The organism is Janthinobacterium aestuarii (assembly GCF_046113285.1).
GTDB lineage: Bacteria > Pseudomonadota > Gammaproteobacteria > Burkholderiales > Burkholderiaceae_D > Janthinobacterium.
Window position 1 is genome coordinate 2990716 of record NZ_CP142524.1, and the last position, 17239, is coordinate 3007954.

The 17239-nt window shown below is 62.1% G+C and carries 15 protein-coding genes; 7 read left to right on the forward strand and 8 right to left on the reverse strand.

What is annotated here, in order from left to right; all coding sequences use genetic code 11:
• Positions 1-2001 carry a methyl-accepting chemotaxis protein gene (locus OX462_RS13475; protein ID WP_409028669.1) on the reverse strand — a complete coding sequence of 667 codons (2001 nt, stop codon included), beginning with the start codon at positions 1999-2001 and terminating at the stop codon, positions 1-3.
• 617 nt (positions 2002-2618) lie between these two features.
• Between OX462_RS13475 and OX462_RS13480 the strand changes: the two genes are divergently transcribed.
• Complete coding sequence (locus tag OX462_RS13480; RefSeq protein WP_409028670.1) at positions 2619-4706, forward strand: 3-hydroxyacyl-CoA dehydrogenase NAD-binding domain-containing protein; 2088 nt, start codon at positions 2619-2621, stop codon at positions 4704-4706.
• A 147-nt stretch (positions 4707-4853) separates the two neighbouring features.
• On the opposite strand, the gene OX462_RS13485 is transcribed toward OX462_RS13480, so the two are convergent.
• The 3 genes from OX462_RS13485 to OX462_RS13495 all read right to left on the reverse strand — a co-directional run bounded on the left by OX462_RS13485 (position 4854) and on the right by OX462_RS13495 (position 6541).
• Positions 4854-5702, reverse strand: a complete 849-nt coding sequence (locus tag OX462_RS13485) for an alpha/beta fold hydrolase (protein WP_230503029.1) — start codon at positions 5700-5702, stop codon at positions 4854-4856.
• A 100-nt stretch (positions 5703-5802) separates the two neighbouring features.
• Positions 5803-6030 carry a VOC family protein gene (locus OX462_RS13490; protein ID WP_409028671.1) on the reverse strand — a complete coding sequence of 76 codons (228 nt, stop codon included), beginning with the start codon at positions 6028-6030 and terminating at the stop codon, positions 5803-5805.
• A 271-nt stretch (positions 6031-6301) separates the two neighbouring features.
• Positions 6302-6541 (reverse strand): DUF2798 domain-containing protein, encoded by a 240-nt coding sequence (locus OX462_RS13495; RefSeq protein WP_409028672.1) that lies wholly within the window; start codon positions 6539-6541, stop codon positions 6302-6304.
• Positions 6542-6651: 110 nt separating this feature from the next.
• On the opposite strand from OX462_RS13495, the gene OX462_RS13500 reads away from it, so the two are divergent.
• Both OX462_RS13500 and OX462_RS13505 read left to right on the forward strand, forming a co-directional pair.
• On the forward strand, positions 6652-7560 hold the full coding sequence (locus OX462_RS13500) for a LysR family transcriptional regulator (RefSeq protein WP_409028673.1): 909 nt from the start codon (positions 6652-6654) through the stop codon (positions 7558-7560).
• Between the two features lie 179 nt (positions 7561-7739).
• On the forward strand, positions 7740-7943 hold the full coding sequence (locus OX462_RS13505) for a hypothetical protein (RefSeq protein ID WP_070218363.1): 204 nt from the start codon (positions 7740-7742) through the stop codon (positions 7941-7943).
• A 110-nt stretch (positions 7944-8053) separates the two neighbouring features.
• Here OX462_RS13505 and OX462_RS13510 read toward each other — a convergent pair whose 3' ends face one another.
• The gene (locus tag OX462_RS13510; RefSeq protein ID WP_070288491.1) at positions 8054-9754 is read right to left on the reverse strand and encodes an MFS transporter; all 1701 of its coding nucleotides are present in this window, start codon (positions 9752-9754) and stop codon (positions 8054-8056) included.
• A 228-nt stretch (positions 9755-9982) separates the two neighbouring features.
• Here OX462_RS13510 and OX462_RS13515 point away from each other — a divergent pair, with 228 nt between their 5' ends.
• The 4 genes from OX462_RS13515 to OX462_RS13530 all read left to right on the forward strand — a co-directional run bounded on the left by OX462_RS13515 (position 9983) and on the right by OX462_RS13530 (position 13157).
• Complete coding sequence (locus OX462_RS13515; RefSeq protein WP_409028674.1) at positions 9983-11161, forward strand: acetyl-CoA C-acyltransferase; 1179 nt, start codon at positions 9983-9985, stop codon at positions 11159-11161.
• Between the two features lie 127 nt (positions 11162-11288).
• The gene (locus OX462_RS13520) at positions 11289-11591 is read left to right on the forward strand and encodes a Dabb family protein (RefSeq protein WP_070218360.1); all 303 of its coding nucleotides are present in this window, start codon (positions 11289-11291) and stop codon (positions 11589-11591) included.
• A gap of 84 nt (positions 11592-11675) precedes the next feature.
• A complete protein-coding gene (locus tag OX462_RS13525) occupies positions 11676-12671 on the forward strand; it encodes an NADP-dependent oxidoreductase (protein WP_230503034.1) in 996 nt (331 codons plus the stop codon).
• A 60-nt stretch (positions 12672-12731) separates the two neighbouring features.
• Complete coding sequence (locus tag OX462_RS13530) at positions 12732-13157, forward strand: GNAT family N-acetyltransferase (protein WP_070218358.1); 426 nt, start codon at positions 12732-12734, stop codon at positions 13155-13157.
• Positions 13158-13494: 337 nt separating this feature from the next.
• Here the strand turns inward: OX462_RS13530 and OX462_RS13535 are convergent, their stop codons facing one another.
• The 3 genes from OX462_RS13535 to OX462_RS13545 form a co-directional block, all read right to left on the reverse strand.
• On the reverse strand, positions 13495-14505 hold the full coding sequence (locus OX462_RS13535; RefSeq protein ID WP_070218357.1) for an ABC transporter permease subunit: 1011 nt from the start codon (positions 14503-14505) through the stop codon (positions 13495-13497).
• A gap of 173 nt (positions 14506-14678) precedes the next feature.
• Entirely contained in the window at positions 14679-16178 is a 1500-nt protein-coding gene (locus OX462_RS13540; RefSeq protein ID WP_409028675.1) for a sugar ABC transporter ATP-binding protein, read from the reverse strand.
• Between the two features lie 77 nt (positions 16179-16255).
• On the reverse strand, positions 16256-17191 hold the full coding sequence (locus tag OX462_RS13545) for an ABC transporter substrate-binding protein (RefSeq protein ID WP_121669532.1): 936 nt from the start codon (positions 17189-17191) through the stop codon (positions 16256-16258).
• Positions 17192-17239: the final 48 nt, after the last annotated feature.

Genomic DNA, 17239 nt, shown 5'->3' on the forward strand with positions numbered 1-17239 from the left:
TTACACCACGAAGCCGGAGACAGTCTGGTTCAGGCTGCCCGCGCGCTCGTTCAAGCCATCCGTCGAGCGGGCGATGCTGTCGCAGTTGGCGGCCGACTTTTCCGTTTCCTCGGCGATGTACTGGATCGCCGTCGACACTTCGCGCGCCGTCAGCAGCTGCTCGTTGGCCGCCTTCGAGATATCGGAGATGGCCAGCGTGGTCTTGGCCACGCCCGAGACGATCTTGTCGAAGGCGTCGCTGGCCTGGCGCGAAATCTCGCTGCCGGTGGACACCCGCTTGACGGATTCGTTGATCAGCTTGGAAATTTCCTTGGTCGCCTGCGAGGAACGCTCGGCCAGCTTGCGCACTTCGTCGGCGACGACGGAAAAGCCCAGGCCGTGCTCGCCCGCGCGCGCCGCCTCGATGGCCGCATTGAAGGCCAGCATGTTGGTCTGGTTGGCGATTTCGCTGATGACCTTGACGATTTCGCCGATGTCTTCCGACGAGCGGTTGATCAGGTCCATCGCCTCGATCGATTTGGCGACGGCGCGAGCGCCCGATTCCGCTTCCTGCTGCGTGGCTTTCGCCAGCGAATCGGCGTTCGAGGTGTTTTCCGCGATGGAATTGATGGAAAACGTCAAGCCGTCGATGGAGGCGTTCATTTCTTCCACCGTGGCCCCCAGCGCCTGCGTGCCCACGGCTACGCCCGTGGCCCGTTCGGCGATCGTGTGCGAAGCCTCGGCAAAGCCGTTGGCCGCCGATACCACGTTGCCGATGACGCCACGCAAGTCGACGATCATCTTGCTGATGCCGCCGGCCAGCAAATCGATCGGTTCGCCGCCTTCGGGCACGATATGGCAGGTCAGGTCGCCTTGCGCCGCGCGCGCCACCGAGTCGAGCAGGGCATTGACCTTGCGGCTGTCGTTGGCGGCCTTGGCCTGGATGCTGTTTTCCAGGTTCACCTGGTCCGTGATGTCGATGGCGAACTTGACCACTTTATACGGCTTGCCGTTCAGGTCCAGGATGGGGTTGTAGGTCGCTTGTATCCACACCACCTTGCCATGGTTGCCCAGGCGCTTGTAGCGGCCCGCGTCGAATTCGCCCCGGTTGAGTTTTTGCCAGAATTTCTTGTACTCGGCGCTGCCCGCATACTCGGGCTCGCAGAACATGCGGTGGTGTTCGCCCTGGATATCGCTCAAGTCATAGTCCATGACGGCGAGGAAATTGCCGTTGGCATCGAGCACCTTGCCCTGCATGTCGAATTCGATCACGGCCTGTGCCTTGCCGATGGCGCTGACCTTGCCTTCGTATTCGGCATTGCGCTTTTTCAGGGCCGTCACATCGCTGGCGAACTTGACCACCTTGAAGGGGCGGCCCTCCGCGTCAAAGATGGGGTTGTACGAGGCATTGAGCCAGATTTCGCGTCCGTCCTTGGTGAGGCGCTTGTATTCGCCTGCGTCGAACTCGCCCTTGCCCAGTTTTTGCCAGAACTGCGCGTACTCCGCGCTCTTGGCGTACTCGGGCTCGCAAAACATGCGGTGGTGCTTGCCTTCGATCTCGTCGAGCGTGTAGCCGACGGACTTGAGGAAATTGTCGTTGGCGCGGATGATGGTGCCGTCGAGCCGGAACTCGATCACGGCCTGGGCCTTGCTGATGGCGTCGATCTTGCCTTCATAATCGGCGTTGCGGTGCTTGCTGGCCGTGATGTCGGTGGCGAACTTGATGACTCTATACGGTTTGCCGTCCGCGTCGAGGATGGGGTTGTAGGAAGCGTTGATCCACACTTCGCGGCCATCCCTGGCGCGGCGCTTGTATTCGCCCTGGTCGAATTCGCCGCGTGCCAGCTTGGCCCAGAAGTTGGCGTATTCGGCCGTTTTTACATACTCGGGATCGCAGAAGATGGCATGGTGCTTGCCTTGCACCTCGGCCAGGCTGTATCCGACGACACGCAGGAAATTGTCATTCGCATGCAGGATGGTGCCGTCGAGTTCGAATTCGATGACGGCCTGGACACGGTTCAATGCAGTATTTATCGCTTCTAAGTCCAGATCCTGCGTGGGGCTGACATGGCTGGCTGCGTCCATAGTATGTCCTTCGATATGAGAAGAGGAATGGGGGCGATAAGGCTGTTGTTATTATTTTTCTGCTATCCGTATAAGGAAAAAATGTCATTGCATCGGCCGTGATTTGGTGACAATCGGTGAGAATGTGCGCAATGAACTGCCGCCCATGTTTTTTCTGCGCTTGGCCTATAGGAGATAAATTGTAGAGTATTGATTTGAATCAATAATTTTATTATTCCCCAGCGTCTGTCGAAAAACAAGGGGAGGGAATAAATAATGTAAGAATTGTCGTAATTACCCCATGCCGGCATATCACAAACGCATTCCTTCGCAGAATAAAACGACGTTATTATTATTGCGGTTTTGTTATTTGAATGAATATCCAATTGATAGCTTCTGCCGGAGTTTGCTGTCGGCAGCAGAATCGATCCGCAAACGATGTTGTACCATGGCGTAGCATGCTGGCGGCCGTGCGCACTGTACAAAAATAATACGAGCGTTCTTTTATGCGGTATAGTAAAGCTTCATCCCTTGCAACCACCTCATACGTTGAGCAAAACCAATAAGGAAGAGACATGAGTGCTGAATATCAAGTGAACGGCGCCGTTGCCGTCATTACCCTGGCCAATCCGCCCGTCAATGGTCTGGGCCTGGCGACGCGCACGGCCGCCGTGACCGGCATCCGCCAGGCGCTGGCGGACGAGACCGTCAAAGCCATCGTCATCACGGGCGCCGGCAAGGCCTTTTCGGGCGGCGCCGATATCAAGGAATTCAATTCGCCCAAGGCGCTCACGGAACCGACCCTGCACACTCTGATCAACGTCGTCGAACAGTCGACCAAGCCCATCGTGGCGGCCATCCACAGCGTCTGCATGGGTGGCGGCCTGGAGCTGGCGCTCGGTTGCAACTACCGCGTGGCTGCGCCTGGCGCGCAGATGGCCTTGCCGGAAGTCAAACTCGGCATCTTGCCGGGCGCGGGCGGCACGCAGCGCCTGCCGCGTGTGCTGGGCCTGGAAATGGCCCTCAACATGATCGTCTCGGGCACGCCCGTGGCGTCCGAAAAACTGGCCGGCACGGCCCTGTTCGACGAAGTCATCGCCCCCGGCGCCGATTTGCTGGCCGCCGCCGTGGCCTTCGCCACGAAGATAGCCGACGTGCGTCCGTTGCCGAAAGTGCGCGAGCGCAAGGTCGATTACCCGAACCATGAAGCGTTCCTGCAGTTTTCGCGCAATACCGTCAAGGCCATGTCCGGCCCGTTCCCGGCGCCGCTCAAATGCGTGGACGCCGTGGCGGCCGCCGTGACGATGAAATTCGACGACGGCTTGAAATACGAGCGCGAACTGTTCATGCAACTGGTGCAGTCGCCGGAATCGAAAGCCTTGCGCCACGCCTTCTTTGCCGAACGGGTCGCCAGCAAGGTGCCCGACGTGCCTGCCGACACGCCCGTGCGCGCGATCGCCAGCGCGGCCATCGTGGGCGCCGGCACCATGGGCGGCGGCATCGCCATGAACTTCGCCAACGCGGGCATTCCCGTGATGCTGCTGGAAACGAAGCAGGAAGCGCTGGACAAAGGCCTGGCCACGATCCGCAAGAATTATGAAAACACGGTCAAGAAGGGCAAGTTGACGCAAGAGAAGGCCGAGCAGCGCATCGCGCTGGTCAGCGGCACGTTGGCGTATGCCGACATCGCGCAAGCCGACATCGTCATCGAAGCCGTGTTCGAAGAACTGGGCGTGAAGGAAACTGTGTTCAAGCAGCTCGACGCCGTCATGAAGCCGGGCGCCATCCTCGCCTCGAACACGTCCACCCTGGACCTGGACAAGATCGCCGCGTTCACCCAGCGTCCGCAGGACGTGATCGGTACGCATTTCTTCAGCCCGGCGAACGTCATGAAACTGCTGGAAATCGTGCGTGGCAAGGAAACGGGCAAGGACGTGCTGGCCACGGCGCTGGCGCTGTCGAAAAAGCTGAAGAAGACGGGCGTCGTCTCGGGCGTGTGCGACGGCTTTATCGGCAACCGCATGATCGAGCAATACAGCCGCCAGGCCGGCTTCCTGCTGGAAGAAGGCTGCTTGCCGGAGCAGGTCGACAAGGCCGTCGAGAAGTTCGGCTTCGCCATGGGCCCGTTCCGCATGGGCGACCTGGCCGGCAACGACATCGGCTGGGCCATCCGCAAGCGCCGCTACGTGGAAAAGCCGGACGTCACGTATTCGAAGACGGCCGACCTGCTGTGCGAACTGGGGCGCTACGGCCAGAAGACGGGCGCCGGCTGGTACGACTACAAGGCGGGCGACCGCAAGGCGTATCCGTCGGAACAGGTCAACGCCATGATCGTTCAGCATTCCGCCGACATCGGCGTGACGCGGCGCAAGATCGGCGACCAGGAAATCGTCGAACGGCTCGTGTATGCCCTGGTCAACGAAGGCGCGCGCATCCTGGAAGAGGGCATCGCCCTGCGCGCCTCGGATATCGACATGGTGTATTTGACGGGCTACGGCTTCCCGCTGTTCCGCGGCGGCCCGATGTTCTACGCGGACACGGTGGGCTTGCCGAACGTGCTCGATACGGTCGCCGGCTACGCCAAAGGCCGCCATGGCGAAGCGTGGACGCCGGCGCCCCTGCTGGTGAAGCTGGCGGGCGAAGGCAAGGGTTTCAATAGCTAAGCCGACGCCAACAATATTGTCGGATTACGCGCGGCTTTGCCGCGCTAATCCGACCTACCCGGCTCTTGAGCCCTCGTAGAGGCGTAGGTCGGATTAGCGGCGGCACGCCGCGTAATCCGACACCACCACGGACGCCAGCAAGCATGTTTACTTCTTCTTCGCCACCATCTTGACCGCCTCGTTGACGATGACGGGGTTGTCTTTCTGGATGTAATAGCCGGCGCCCGTGATGCGCTCGATGGCCGGCGCGCCGGACAGGCGCTGCCAATCCTTTTCCTGCGCCCGCACCACGTTTTCAAACGAGCCCATTTCCTCGATGCCGAACTTGTCGCGCACCAGCAGCATGGCGGGCACGCGCAGCGGGCTGTTCATGTCGACGTGTTGCAGACATTGCGTCTGGGCATCGAATTCGGCCGATTCCGTACTGTTGAACATGAGTTTGCGCCGCGTCTTCACGAGCATGGCGTAGGTGGACGCGTCCGTCTGCAGGCGGTTCCACTGCTGCGGGTGCGTGGGGTCGAGCAGGACCAGGCCGGCCACGTCCTGCGGGTACAGCCGGGCATACACATACTGGTACAGTCCGCCCAAGCCGTGGCCGACCAGCACATACGGCGGCTTCAGGCCCGCCTGCGCCAGCAGGGCGCGCTGCTGGGCGGCAATGGTGCAGGGATCGCGCGGCGTGGTGGTCTTCTGGCTGTCGCCATAGCCGGGACGGTCGTAGACGAGCACGCGGTGCTGCCGGGCGACTTCCGGCACGACCTTGGCCCATACATCCTTGCCGTCGCCCATGGCCGACTGGAACACGACGGGCAAGCCGTCCTGGCCGCTCAGGGTATACGCGATGCTGGCGTCGGGCAGGGCCGCAGTGGCCGGCACGCCTGGCGTGGCCGGGGCGGATGGAAACAGAGAGCAGCCGGAAAAACAGCCTGCCAGCAGCAAGCCGGCGCTGGAGAGGAGCATGGTGCGCGCGGGGCGGCCGACGAATAGATGATGCATGAATCTCCTTCTTTGTTCACGGACCGGTATGGCGTGCCAGCCATTATAGGCAAATCGTCTCGAAGTGGAAATGCCGAACAGAGCCGGATTTCCCCACCTGTCAGCCGGCCTCGGCGCGGTGGCAGACGGCTTCGATCCGGTTGCCGTCCGGATCGAACAGAAAGGCCGCGTAATAGCTGGCGTGATAGTGGCGCAGGCCGGGCGCGCCCAGGTCGATGCCGCCATGCGCCAGTCCGGCCTGCCAAAACGCTTCCACGGCCGCGCGCGAGGGGGCCTTGAAGCAGCAGTGGCGGCGCGGCGCGTCGTCGGGCTGCGGGCCCAGGCGCACGGAAAAGTAGCTGCGCTCGGGTGCTGTGCATCGCTGCGCTCGCCGTAGCCTATCCAGGCGTTGGCATGGTCGCTGCCTACCTTGGGCACGTCGAGCGCGGCAAAGACGGCGTCGTAGAAGCGCTCGGCGCGTTCCAGGTCGCTGACGGTGAGGGATACGTGATCGAGCATGGGCACTCCGCTGTAAAAAACAGGACGGCCATAGCATAGCCCGGATCAGGGCGGCCGTGGGCGGCAGTGACCGAGTGATACCGTTGCTGGTTGACTGCCGGTTAAGGGTGGCGGGCCAGCCGCGCCACGATGTTGCGGGTCATCAGCTGCACGCGGGGCGCGAACAGCATCACGGCGCAGAAGGCCACGGGCCAGGCGGCAAAGAAGGCATGGCGCCAGCGGGGCAGGAAGTCCGCCTGCAAGCCGATATTGAGCCAGGTGACCCAGGCGCTCATCAGCAGGGTCATCACCAGCGACATCAGGAAGGCAAATACGCAGCGCAGGCGCAGGGCGTCGGACATGGGACACTTTCAAAATGGTGAAGATATGCAGCGTAACAACTTGCAGCAATCTATACTAGAGCCATATTTTTAATTTCAAATTCCGAAAATGCAATCATGCTCGACGAATCATGCTTGATGATCTAGCCCTGTTTGTCGCCATCGTCGAGGCGGGCAGCCTGCATGCGGCGGCCGTCAAGGAAGACTTGCCCGCCGCCACCGTCACGCGCCGGCTGCAAAAACTGGAAAGCCAGCTCGGCTACCGTTTGCTGAACCGCAGCGCGCGCCGCCTGCAGCCGACGGCGGAAGGCTGGCAATACTACGAGCAGTGCCGTCCCCTCGTGCACGCGCTGCGGCAGGCGACGCAGCAGCTCGACGCCAGCCTGTCGGCCGTTTCGGGCAGCATCCGCGTGCTGGCGCCCGTGAACTTTGCCAGCGGCTTGCTGACGCCCGCCTGGGTCAGCTTCATGCAGCAGTATCCGGATATCCGCCTGGAACTGGAACTGTCGAACCTGCTGCAAGACCTCGTGGGCAGCGGCGCCGACCTGGCCATCCGCGTGGGCGCGCTGGATGACTCCTCGCTGATGCAGCGCCGCCTGGGCAGCGCCGCGCTGGTGATGGTGGCCGCGCCCGGCTACCTGGCGCGCGCGGGCGTGCCGCGCGACTTGCAGGACCTCGAGCGGCACGAGCTGATCGTGGCCGAACCGCTGCGCAGCTGGCGCTTGCGGCGGCCCGGCGACGGCGCCGAAATGCTGATCGAACCTCAGGCGCGCCTCCGCGTCAACGAAATGCGCCTGGCCGTGGAAATGGCCGACGCGGCCATCGGCATCCTGCTGTGTCCGCTTTTGCAGTGCCGCGACGAGGTGGCGCGCGGTTCGCTCGTGCGCGTCTTGCCCGACTGGATGCCGCAGCCGCGCCACGTGTACGCCGTGTGGACGCAGCGGCGCTACCTGCCGGCCCGCGTGCGCGTGCTGCTCGAGCACCTGGCGGCGTTTGCGGCGGCCAACCCGCTGTTGAATGAGGATGCCGGTGCTGATTGAGGATGCCGATGCTGATGAGGTGGCTGCCCTGGCGCGCGGCACGCCGGGAATCCTTTCTATTTAGTAATACCGAGCGCTTGTACTTTTCGCCAGGATCGCGTTAAGATAAAGCTGCACGCTTATCCAGCGGGCAATCTGGTGTTTTTTCGCGCAATCCGTCCCTATCCATGAGAGTAGCAATGAAATATCTGATCGTTCCCTTCTTGCTGGCCATCACTGGCTGCGAAGTACTGTATGACGCGAACCGGGACAAGATCGGCGAGTATTGCAACAGCCTCAATAATTTCGACGACCGCAACGCCTGCCGCAAGCGCAACCAGACCAGCTACCAGGAATACGTGCAGCAGCGCGACCAGCTGAAAAAGGGCAAGAGCGAAAAATAGGCTTGCCGCCGCCTGCGCCGCATGTGCTGCTTAAAAAAACAAACGCCGCTGACGAGTCAGCGGCGTTTTGCTTTGCGGGCCCCGGCCTGGCGACCGGGGCATGCATCAGATCAGTCGTCGGCGTAGATATTGTTGTCCTTGGTTTCCTTGACGAACAGGGTGCCGATCACGACAGTCGCCAGGGCGACGACGATCGGATACCACAGGCCGTAATAGATATCGCCCTTGAAGGCCACCAGCGCGAAGGCCGTGGTCGGCAGCAAGCCGCCGAACCAGCCGTTACCGATATGGTAGGGCAACGACATCGACGTGTAACGGATACGCGTCGGGAACATTTCCACCAGCATGGCGGCGATCGGGCCATACACCATGGTCACGTACAGCACCAGGATGAACAGCAGCAAGACGACCATCGGCTTGTTGATCTGGTCCGGATCGGCTTTCGCAGGGTAGCCCGCTTCCTTGATACCGGCGCCGATTTCTTTCTTCAGCGCTGCTTCATGGGCCTTGCTCTCGGCATCGAAGTTCAGGCCGTCCGGCGTCATGACGGCGTTAAACGACGTAAATTCCTTCGTGCCGATGCGTACCTTGGCGATGCTGCCCGCTGGCGCGTCTTCCTTCGTGTAGTTCACCGAGCTGTTCGACAGGAAGCCCGTGGCGATGTCGCACGACGACGGGAACTTCTTGGTGCCGGTCATGTTGAACTGGAAGTGGCAGGAAGCGGGATCGGCCACCACCACCACTGGCGAGTTCTTCAGTGCAGCTTCCAGCTGCGGATTGGCGAAGTGGGTCAGGCCGTTGAAGATCGGGAAGTAGGTCAGGGCGGCGATCAGGCAGCCGCCGAGGATGATGTACTTGCGGCCGATGCGGTCCGACAGGCTGCCGAAGAACAGGAAGAACGGCGTGGCCAGCAGCAGGGCGATGGCGACGAGCACGTTGGCCGTGGCCAGGTCCACTTTCAGGGTCTGGATCATGAAGAACAGGGCGTAGAACTGGCCCGTGTACCAGACGACGGCCTGGCCGGCGGTCAGGCCGATCAGGGCCAGGATGACGATCTTCAGGTTTTTCCACTTTCCGAACGCTTCCGTCAGCGGCGCCTTCGAGGTCTTGCCCTCGGCCTTCATCTTGGCAAATGCCGGCGATTCATTCATGGCCAGGCGGATCCACACGGAAATACCGAGCAGGATGACGGAGACGAGGAAGGGAATGCGCCAGCCCCACGCCTCGAAATCCTTCTCGCCGGTCGCCAGGCGGGTGCCCAGGATGACCATCAGCGACAGGAAGAAGCCCAGCGTTGCCGTCGTCTGTATCCACGCCGTGAACGCGCCGCGCTTGCCTTCAGGCGCGTGCTCGGCCACATAGGTGGCTGCGCCGCCGTATTCGCCGCCCAGCGCCAGGCCTTGCAGGATGCGCAGGATGACGAGGATGATCGGTGCGGCGATGCCGATGGACGCATGGCCCGGCAGCAAGCCGACGATGAAGGTGGAGCCGCCCATGATCAGAATCGTGATCAGGAAAGTGTACTTGCGGCCGATCATGTCGCCCAGGCGGCCGAAGACCAGCGCGCCGAACGGACGAACGATGAAGCCGGCGGCAAAGGCCAGCAGCGCGAAAATAAAGGTGGTGGTGGGGTCGCCGATGAAGAATTGCTTGGCGATGATCGATGCGAGCGAACCGTACAGGTAAAAATCGTACCATTCAAAAACGGTGCCGAGCGAGGATGCAAAGATGACCTTGCGTTCCTCGGGCGTGATCGGCGTTCCCTTGGTGGACATTTTCCGTACGTCGGCCGAGCCGGATGGTGATGCCATGGTTTGTCTCCCTATGTTTTATAGTGAACTGGTGCCGAGGTCTTTTTGACCATTCTTGCAACAGCTTGGGGCGAGTGTGTTCTCCGAACCTTACGTCATGCTTGCTTGAAACTTACACCAAGCTTACAAATTGCCGATCATTCCAACTTTGCGAACGACCGTACTTAAATGTGCTATTCTCATTCCGCAGACACCCCACCCAATAATATCCCCACAAGGAGACACAGCATGAATGAAGCCGTCATCGTATCGACCGCCCGCACGGGCCTGGCCAAGTCCTGGAAGGGCGCGTTCAACATGACGCATGGCGCCACCCTGGGCGGCCATGTGCTGGCGGCCGCCGTCGAGCGCGCGCGCATCGAGGCGGAAGAAGTGGAAGACGTGCTGGTCGGCTGCGCCTTCCCCGAAGGCGCGACGGGCGGCAATATCGCGCGCCAGGTGGCCTTGCGCGGCGGGTGCCCCGTCACCACGGCCGGCATGACCGTCAACCGTTTCTGTTCCTCGGGCTTGCAGGCCATCGCCCTGGCGGCGCAGCGCATCATCGCGGGCGAAGGCGATATCTATGCGGCCGGCGGCGTGGAATCGATTTCCTGCGTGCAAAATGAAATGAATACGCATATGTACAGGGAAGTCTGGCTGCAGCAGCACAAGCCGGAAGTCTACTGGCCCATGCTGCAGACGGCCGAAACCGTGGCCAAGCGCTACCAGATTTCGCGCGAGCGCCAGGATGCCTACGGTGCGCAAAGCCAGCAGCGCGCAGCAAGCGCCCAGGCGGCCGGCCTGTTCGACGCGGAAATCGTGCCGATGACCACCATCATGGGCGTGGCCGACAAGGCCAGCGGCATGCTGGTGTCGCGCGAAGTGACGATTGCCGCCGACGAAGGCATCCGTGCCGACACAACGTATGACGGCGTGGCGAAGATCCGCCCCGCCATGCCCGGCGGCGTCATCAGCGCCGGCAATGCCAGCCAGTTCTCCGACGGCGCGTCCATGGCCATCGTGATGAACGCGAAAGTGGCCGAAGCGAAAGGCCTGCAGCCGCTGGGCGTCTTCCGCGGCTTTGCCGTGGCCGGCTGCGAACCTGATGAAATGGGTATCGGCCCCGTCTACGCGATTCCGAAACTGCTGAAAAAGGCGGGCTTGACGGTGGCCGACATCGGTCTGTGGGAACTCAACGAAGCGTTTGCCGTGCAAGTGCTGTATTGCGCCGACACCCTGGGCATCCCCATGGACCGCCTGAACGTGAACGGCGGCGCGATTGCCGTCGGCCACCCATACGGCGTGTCGGGCGCGCGCCTGACGGGCCACGCTTTGATCGAAGGCAAGCGCCGCGGCGTCAAATACGTGGTGGTGACCATGTGCATCGGCGGTGGGCAGGGCGCGGCCGGGCTGTTCGAAGTGCTGTGATGCTTGCTTGACAGCCAGTCTGCGGGCGGCCTGAGTGCCGCCCGTTTTCTTTTGCCGCTCACTTTCTGCAAGGCGCGCCGATAGCGGGTACAGTAATGCTTCATTAATAAACAAGCAGCCTGCCACCATGCTCAAGCACATCGTTTTCTGGAAACTCAAAGACCACGCCGAAGGCGCCGACCGCGCCACGAATGCCCTGAAACTGAAAGCCCTGCTCGATTCCTGTTCGGATCTGGTCCCCGGCATCCTGAAATTCGAGGCAGCCGTGGCCCAGCCGGGCCTGGAAGCGACCTACGACATCGTCCTGTACAGCGAATTCGCCAGCCGCGCAGCGCTCGATGCGTACCAGAACCATCCCGAGCACGTGAAGATCAAGCCGTTTTTTGGCGCCGTGCGCGAAGCGCGGCAATGCATGGATTACGAAGTGTAAATCCGGGGTCAGACCCGCCGGGTCTGACCCCAGCTCTTGCGTTACGGGCTAAATTCTGAATTCACCCCACAAACAGGAACCCTTATGACCACCTACCAACGCATCGTCCTCGCCTCGCGTCCCACGGGAGAAGTGCAGCCGGATAACTTCCGTCTGGAAACCAAAGAAATTCCAGCCATTAAGGATGGTGAATTGCTGGTGCGTAACCAGTATCTGTCCTTGGACCCCTACATGCGGGGGCGCATGAGCACGAATAAAAGCTATGCGGCGCCGCAGGCGCTCGATGAAACCATGATCGGCGGCACGGTGGGCGTGGTGCTCGAGTCGAAGCATCCAAAGTTCGCCGTCGGCGACACGGTGGTGGGGACCCTGGGCTGGACGGAAGTGGCCGTGTCGGACGGCACGATGCTGCGCAAGGTCGATACGACGCACATCCCCGCGTCGGCCTACCTGGGCGCCGTCGGCATGCCGGGCATGACGGCATGGTATGGCTTGAACCAGATCATGGCGCCGAAAGCGGGCGAAACGGTGGTGGTATCGGCCGCCAGCGGCGCCGTGGGCAGCGTCGTGGGCCAGCTGGCGAAACTGAAAGGTTGCAGGGTCGTCGGCATCGCGGGCGGGGCGGAGAAGTGCGCGTATGTCGTCGACGAGCTGGGTTTTGATGCCTGCGTCGATTACAAGGCGGGCAACTTGGAAGCCGACCTGGCCGCAGCCACGCCGGACGGCATCGACGCCATCTTTGAAAACGTGGGCGGCGCCGTATTCGACGCGGCCCTGGCGCGCACCAACGCGTTTGGCCGCGTGGCCCTGTGCGGCTGGATCGCCGGCTACAACGGCGAACCGACGCCGCTCAACAATGCGCGCTTCATCCTCACCAACCGCCTCACCATGCGCGGTTTCATCGTTTCCGAGCAGCCGGAATTCTGGCCGCAAGGCTTGGCGGAACTGGGTACCCTGGTGGCGACGGGCAAGCTGAAATTCCGCGAATCCGTGGCCGAGGGCCTGGCCAGCGCGCCCGAAGCCTTCATCGGCCTGTTGAAAGGCCGTAACTTCGGCAAGCAGCTGGTCAAGCTCAGCTGATCTCCCTCTCGAAAGGCAGGCCGTGCGACAATAACGGCCTGTCTCTTTCTACCTTACACCATGACCAAGCACACCATCCGCCTCGGCGACTGGGCCACCCTGGGCCTTGATGCCACCGCCATCCGTTTTGAAGTCTTCGTCGATGAACAGAAAGTGCCGGCCGAGATCGAACTCGACGACATGGACGCCGTCTGCCTGCATGCCGTGGCCTATGACGACGCGGGCAACGCCGTCGGCACGGGCCGGCTATTGCCCGATGGCCACATCGGCCGCATGGCCGTGCGCCAGCCGGGCCGCGGCACCGGCGTGGGCGGCGCCATTTTGACCTTGCTGATGGACAAGGCGCGCGAACGCGGCGATGCGGCGGTGGTGCTGAACGCGCAAACCGTGGCCGCGCCATTCTATGCGCGCCACGGTTTCGTGCAGCAGGGGGAGGTGTTTGAAGAGGCGGGGATTGCGCATGTGGAGATGCGGCTGGTGTTTTAACGGTGCTTCCGGTGTTGTCGGATTACGGCCTGCGGCCTAATCCGACCTACGCCGGCCTATGGCGGCTATGGTAGGTCGGGTTAGCGCGAAGCGCGTAACCCGACACCACCAGCACCATCAGGTGTTGTCGGATTACGGCCTGCGGCCTAATCCGACCTACGCCGGCTTGTGACGGCCATGGTAGGTCGGGTTAGCGCGAAGCGCGTAACGCGACACCACCAGCACCATCAGGTGTTGTCGGATTACGGCCTGCGGCCTAATCCGACCTACGCCGGCTTGTGACGGCCATGGTAGGTCGGGTTAGTGCGAAGCACGTAACCCGACACCACCAGCACCATCAGTTCTGCGCGTGGCTCTGACGCCATTTGTCCAGGATCACGGCCAGCACGATCACGACACCTTTCGCCACATACTGCCAGAACGACGACAGCCCCAGGATCGTCAAGCCGTTGTTCATCACGCCGATGATCAGCGCGCCGATGACGGTGCCCCAGACGGAACCGACGCCGCCCATCAGGCTCGTGCCGCCGAGCACGACGGCCGCGATGGCGTCCAGCTCATAACCCGTGCCCCAGTTGCCGTTGGCCGCATACAGACGGCTGGCCGACATGGCGCCGCCCAGGCCCGCGAACAGGCCGCTGATGGTGTAGACAAACATCAGCACGAGGCCGACCTTGATGCCCGTCAAGCGTGCCGCCTGGATATTGCCGCCGACGGCGTAGATATGCAGGCCCAATGTGGTCTTGCGCAAAATAAACCAGGTCAGCAGCACGACGGCCGCGGCCAGCCAGATCAGCCAGGGCACGGCCAGGAAGCTGCCGTTGCCCATCCATTCAAAGCTCGGGATTTCCGTGTTCAGCACGCTGGTGCCGTCGGCCAGCAGATAGGCTGCGCCGCGCAGGGCCGTCATGGTACCCAGGGTCACGACAAACGGGTTCAGGCCGACGAGGGCGACCAGCACGCCGTTCAGCGCGCCCAGCAGCAAGCCGACGATCAGAAACGCGGGAATCGAAAAGCCGGCGAACTGGGCAGACAAGGACATCAGCATGCCTGCCACGGCCGAGACGGCCAGCACGGAGCCGACCGATAAATCGATGCCGCTGGTCAGGATGACGAAAGTCATGCCCGAGGCCAGCACGATGTTGATCGATACCTGGCGGAAGATGTTCATGGTGTTGTTGCTGGTCATGAACGTGGACGTGCCGTCGGCCGAGAAATACACGGTCAGGCCATACATGGCCAGGTACAGCACGACCAGCACGGGCAGCATGCCCAGGCGGCGCATCAGGTTCGAGGCATTGAAGGGTTCGCCGGCGCGTGCCGCGCCGCGGGTGGTACTCGTTGTCATGGTCTATCTCCTGAATGATTATTTAAGGCGTATTCTTAAAACGCCTAACAAAACCGTAGCGAGCGGAAGTGGGTTGTGGTTGAGACGCGGAACTGTGCGAAGCACGGGGACGCCGAGTCAGTGAGCATCGGAAACCGCGACCCGCGACGCGCAGTAGGTTTTGATAGGTGTTTTTATGCCGCTTCCAGTTGGGTAGCGTAAGCGAGGATGTTTTCCTGCGTGATATCGTCGCCCGTCACTTCGCCCGTCAGCCGTCCTTCGCACATCACCATCACGCGGTCGCAGATGCCGACCAGCTCGGCCAGTTCGCTGGAAATGCACAGGACGGCCGTGCCCGCGTCCGCCAGCTGGTGGATGATCTTGTAGATTTCGCTCTTCGCGCCCACGTCCACGCCCCGCGTCGGTTCGTCGAGGATCAGCACCTTGGGGGCGATGGCCAGCCAGCGCGCCAGCAAGACTTTCTGCTGGTTGCCGCCAGACAAGCCTCCAACGATGCCGTCCGGGCCCGAGACCTTGACGTTCAGGTTGGCAATCGCCTCGCGCGTGAGCTGGGTCAGGGCGCCACGGTTGACCACGCCCGCCGTCGCATGCCTGGACAGGATATTCATCGACATGTTTTCCATGGCCGACAACTGCATGAACAAGCCCAGGCTCTTGCGGTCTTCCGGCAGGTAGCCGATGCCGTGGCGAATCGCCGCCAGCGGCCGGTGGATGTGCACTTCCTGGCCGTCGAGCCACACTTGCCCCGATTGTTTCTTGTCCGCGCCAAAGATCAGCCGCGCCAGTTCCGTGCGGCCCGCACCGACCAGGCCGGCAAGTCCCGTCACTTCACCCGCATGCAGGGCGAACGAGGCGGGCTTGACCTTGCCGCCGCCCACGTTTTCCACGCGCAAGCGCTCGGCGCCCCGCGTCGTGCGGCGCTGGTGCGCATAGAAGTCGTCGGCGGGGCGGCCCACCATCATTTGCACGACTTTCTTTTGATCCAGCTCATCCTTGCCCAGTTCGCCCACATAGGCGCCGTCGCGCAGCACCGTGATGCGGCGCGCCAGGCGTTCCACCTCGGCCATGCGGTGGCTGATGTAGAGCACGGCCAGGCCCTTGTCGCGCTGTTCTTCGATGATGCGGAACAATTGTTCTGTTTCCCGGTCGGACAGGGCGGCAGTGGGCTCGTCCATGATCAGGATGCGGCTTTCGTGCACGAGGGCGCGGGCGATTTCCACCTGCTGCTGCTCGGCGATCGACAGGGTAGCTACCATGGTGTCCGCGTCGAAGCGGGAACCGAGGTCGGCCAGGATGGCGTTCGTGCGCGCGCGCATTTCGCCGCCCTTGACGGTCCAGAACGGGCCTTGCGGTTCGCTGCCCATGAAGACGTTCTGCGCCACCGTCATGTTCTTGGCCACGCTCAGTTCCTGGTAAATCAGGTTGATGCCCAGGGCGCGGGCCTCGCCCGGGTTGCGGATCCTGATCGGCTTGCCGTCGAGAAGGATTTCACCCGCATCGGGCGTGTACACGCCCGAGAGGATCTTCATCAGGGTGCTCTTGCCGGCGCCATTCTCTCCCATCACGGCATGGATTTCGCCGCTGCGCACCGTCAGGTGCACGCCGCGCAACGCGCGCGTGGCGCCGAAGCGCTTCTCGATGCCGCGCATTTCAAAAATAATATTGTCGCTCATGACTGTCCTTCCTTGCTGGTGAAACTGGCGCCGCCCGCGAACTGGCCGGCGGCGCCACGTGGTTCAGGTCAGGCAGATCAGTTCTTTACCCAGCCCGTGTAGGTGGCGACGTTTTCCTTGGTGATGGCCGGGGTCGGCAACAGCACCATGGTCTGCTTCGGCGTACGGCCGTTCATGATGTCGTAGCCCATCTGCACGGCATCGGTCGCCATGCGGTACGGATTTTGCGCCGAGGTGGCGGCAAACAGGCCGGCCTTGTTTTTCAGGGCGTTCTGGCCATCGGGCGCGCCATCGACGGCCGTGATCAGTTTCACGTCCGTACGTTTCGATTGCTTGATTGCCAGTTCGGCGCCGATGCCCGTCGGATCGTTGATGGCGAACACGCCGTCGATCTTCGGATGGGCCGTCAGCAGGTTCGACATCACGGTCATGCCGCCGTCGCGGCTGCCGCCCGCGTTCTGGTTGTCGGACAGGATCTTGATATCCTTGAACGCGGCCAGGGTTTTCTTGCAGCCATTGACGCGGTCGATCACGGAGGTGACGGGCGGGCCGTTGAGGATCACCACATTGCCCTTGCCGCCGATCTGCTTGGCCAGGTAGGCGCACGACACGTCGCCGGCCATGGTGTTGTCGGACATCACGGTGGCCGAAGCGCCCACGGCGCCCACGTCGACGGCGATCACGACCACGCCCGCATTGCGCGCTTTCTTGATGGCCGGGGCGATGCCTTTGGAATCGACGGCGTTCAGGATGATGATGTCGGTCTTGTTGGCGATAAAGTTTTCGATCTGGTCCACCTGGGTGTTCAGGTCATACTTGCTGGACACCGTGGTGACTTTCACGCCGGGCCCGCCCAGCTTTTTCGCGCTTTCTTCCGCGCCGCGGCCAATCGCGACAAAAAACGGGTTGGCCAGGTCGCCCACGCTCACGCCGATCGATTTCAGCGGTTTGTCGGCGGCGAAGGCGCCACAGGCGGCGGACAGCAGCAGGGTGGCGGTAATGACTTTTTTCATGAGGATCTCCAAGGGTTTTTATTGTAAAAACAAACGGTGCTACGGGTG

Coding starts and splice junctions, on each gene's coding strand:
- OX462_RS13495 (WP_409028672.1), bottom strand. CDS start 6,541: ATGTCCGACGCCCTGCGCCTGCGCTGCGTATTTGCCTTCCTGATGTCG.
- OX462_RS13485 (WP_230503029.1), bottom strand. CDS start 5,702: ATGCATCATCTATTCGTCGGCCGCCCCGCGCGCACCATGCTCCTCTCC.
- OX462_RS13545 (WP_121669532.1), bottom strand. CDS start 17,191: ATGAAAAAAGTCATTACCGCCACCCTGCTGCTGTCCGCCGCCTGTGGC.
- OX462_RS13510 (WP_070288491.1), bottom strand. CDS start 9,754: ATGGCATCACCATCCGGCTCGGCCGACGTACGGAAAATGTCCACCAAG.
- OX462_RS13515 (WP_409028674.1), top strand. CDS start 9,983: ATGAATGAAGCCGTCATCGTATCGACCGCCCGCACGGGCCTGGCCAAG.
- OX462_RS13505 (WP_070218363.1), top strand. CDS start 7,740: ATGAAATATCTGATCGTTCCCTTCTTGCTGGCCATCACTGGCTGCGAA.
- OX462_RS13520 (WP_070218360.1), top strand. CDS start 11,289: ATGCTCAAGCACATCGTTTTCTGGAAACTCAAAGACCACGCCGAAGGC.
- OX462_RS13535 (WP_070218357.1), bottom strand. CDS start 14,505: ATGACAACGAGTACCACCCGCGGCGCGGCACGCGCCGGCGAACCCTTC.
- OX462_RS13500 (WP_409028673.1), top strand. CDS start 6,652: ATGCTTGATGATCTAGCCCTGTTTGTCGCCATCGTCGAGGCGGGCAGC.
- OX462_RS13480 (WP_409028670.1), top strand. CDS start 2,619: ATGAGTGCTGAATATCAAGTGAACGGCGCCGTTGCCGTCATTACCCTG.
- OX462_RS13530 (WP_070218358.1), top strand. CDS start 12,732: ATGACCAAGCACACCATCCGCCTCGGCGACTGGGCCACCCTGGGCCTT.
- OX462_RS13540 (WP_409028675.1), bottom strand. CDS start 16,178: ATGAGCGACAATATTATTTTTGAAATGCGCGGCATCGAGAAGCGCTTC.
- OX462_RS13525 (WP_230503034.1), top strand. CDS start 11,676: ATGACCACCTACCAACGCATCGTCCTCGCCTCGCGTCCCACGGGAGAA.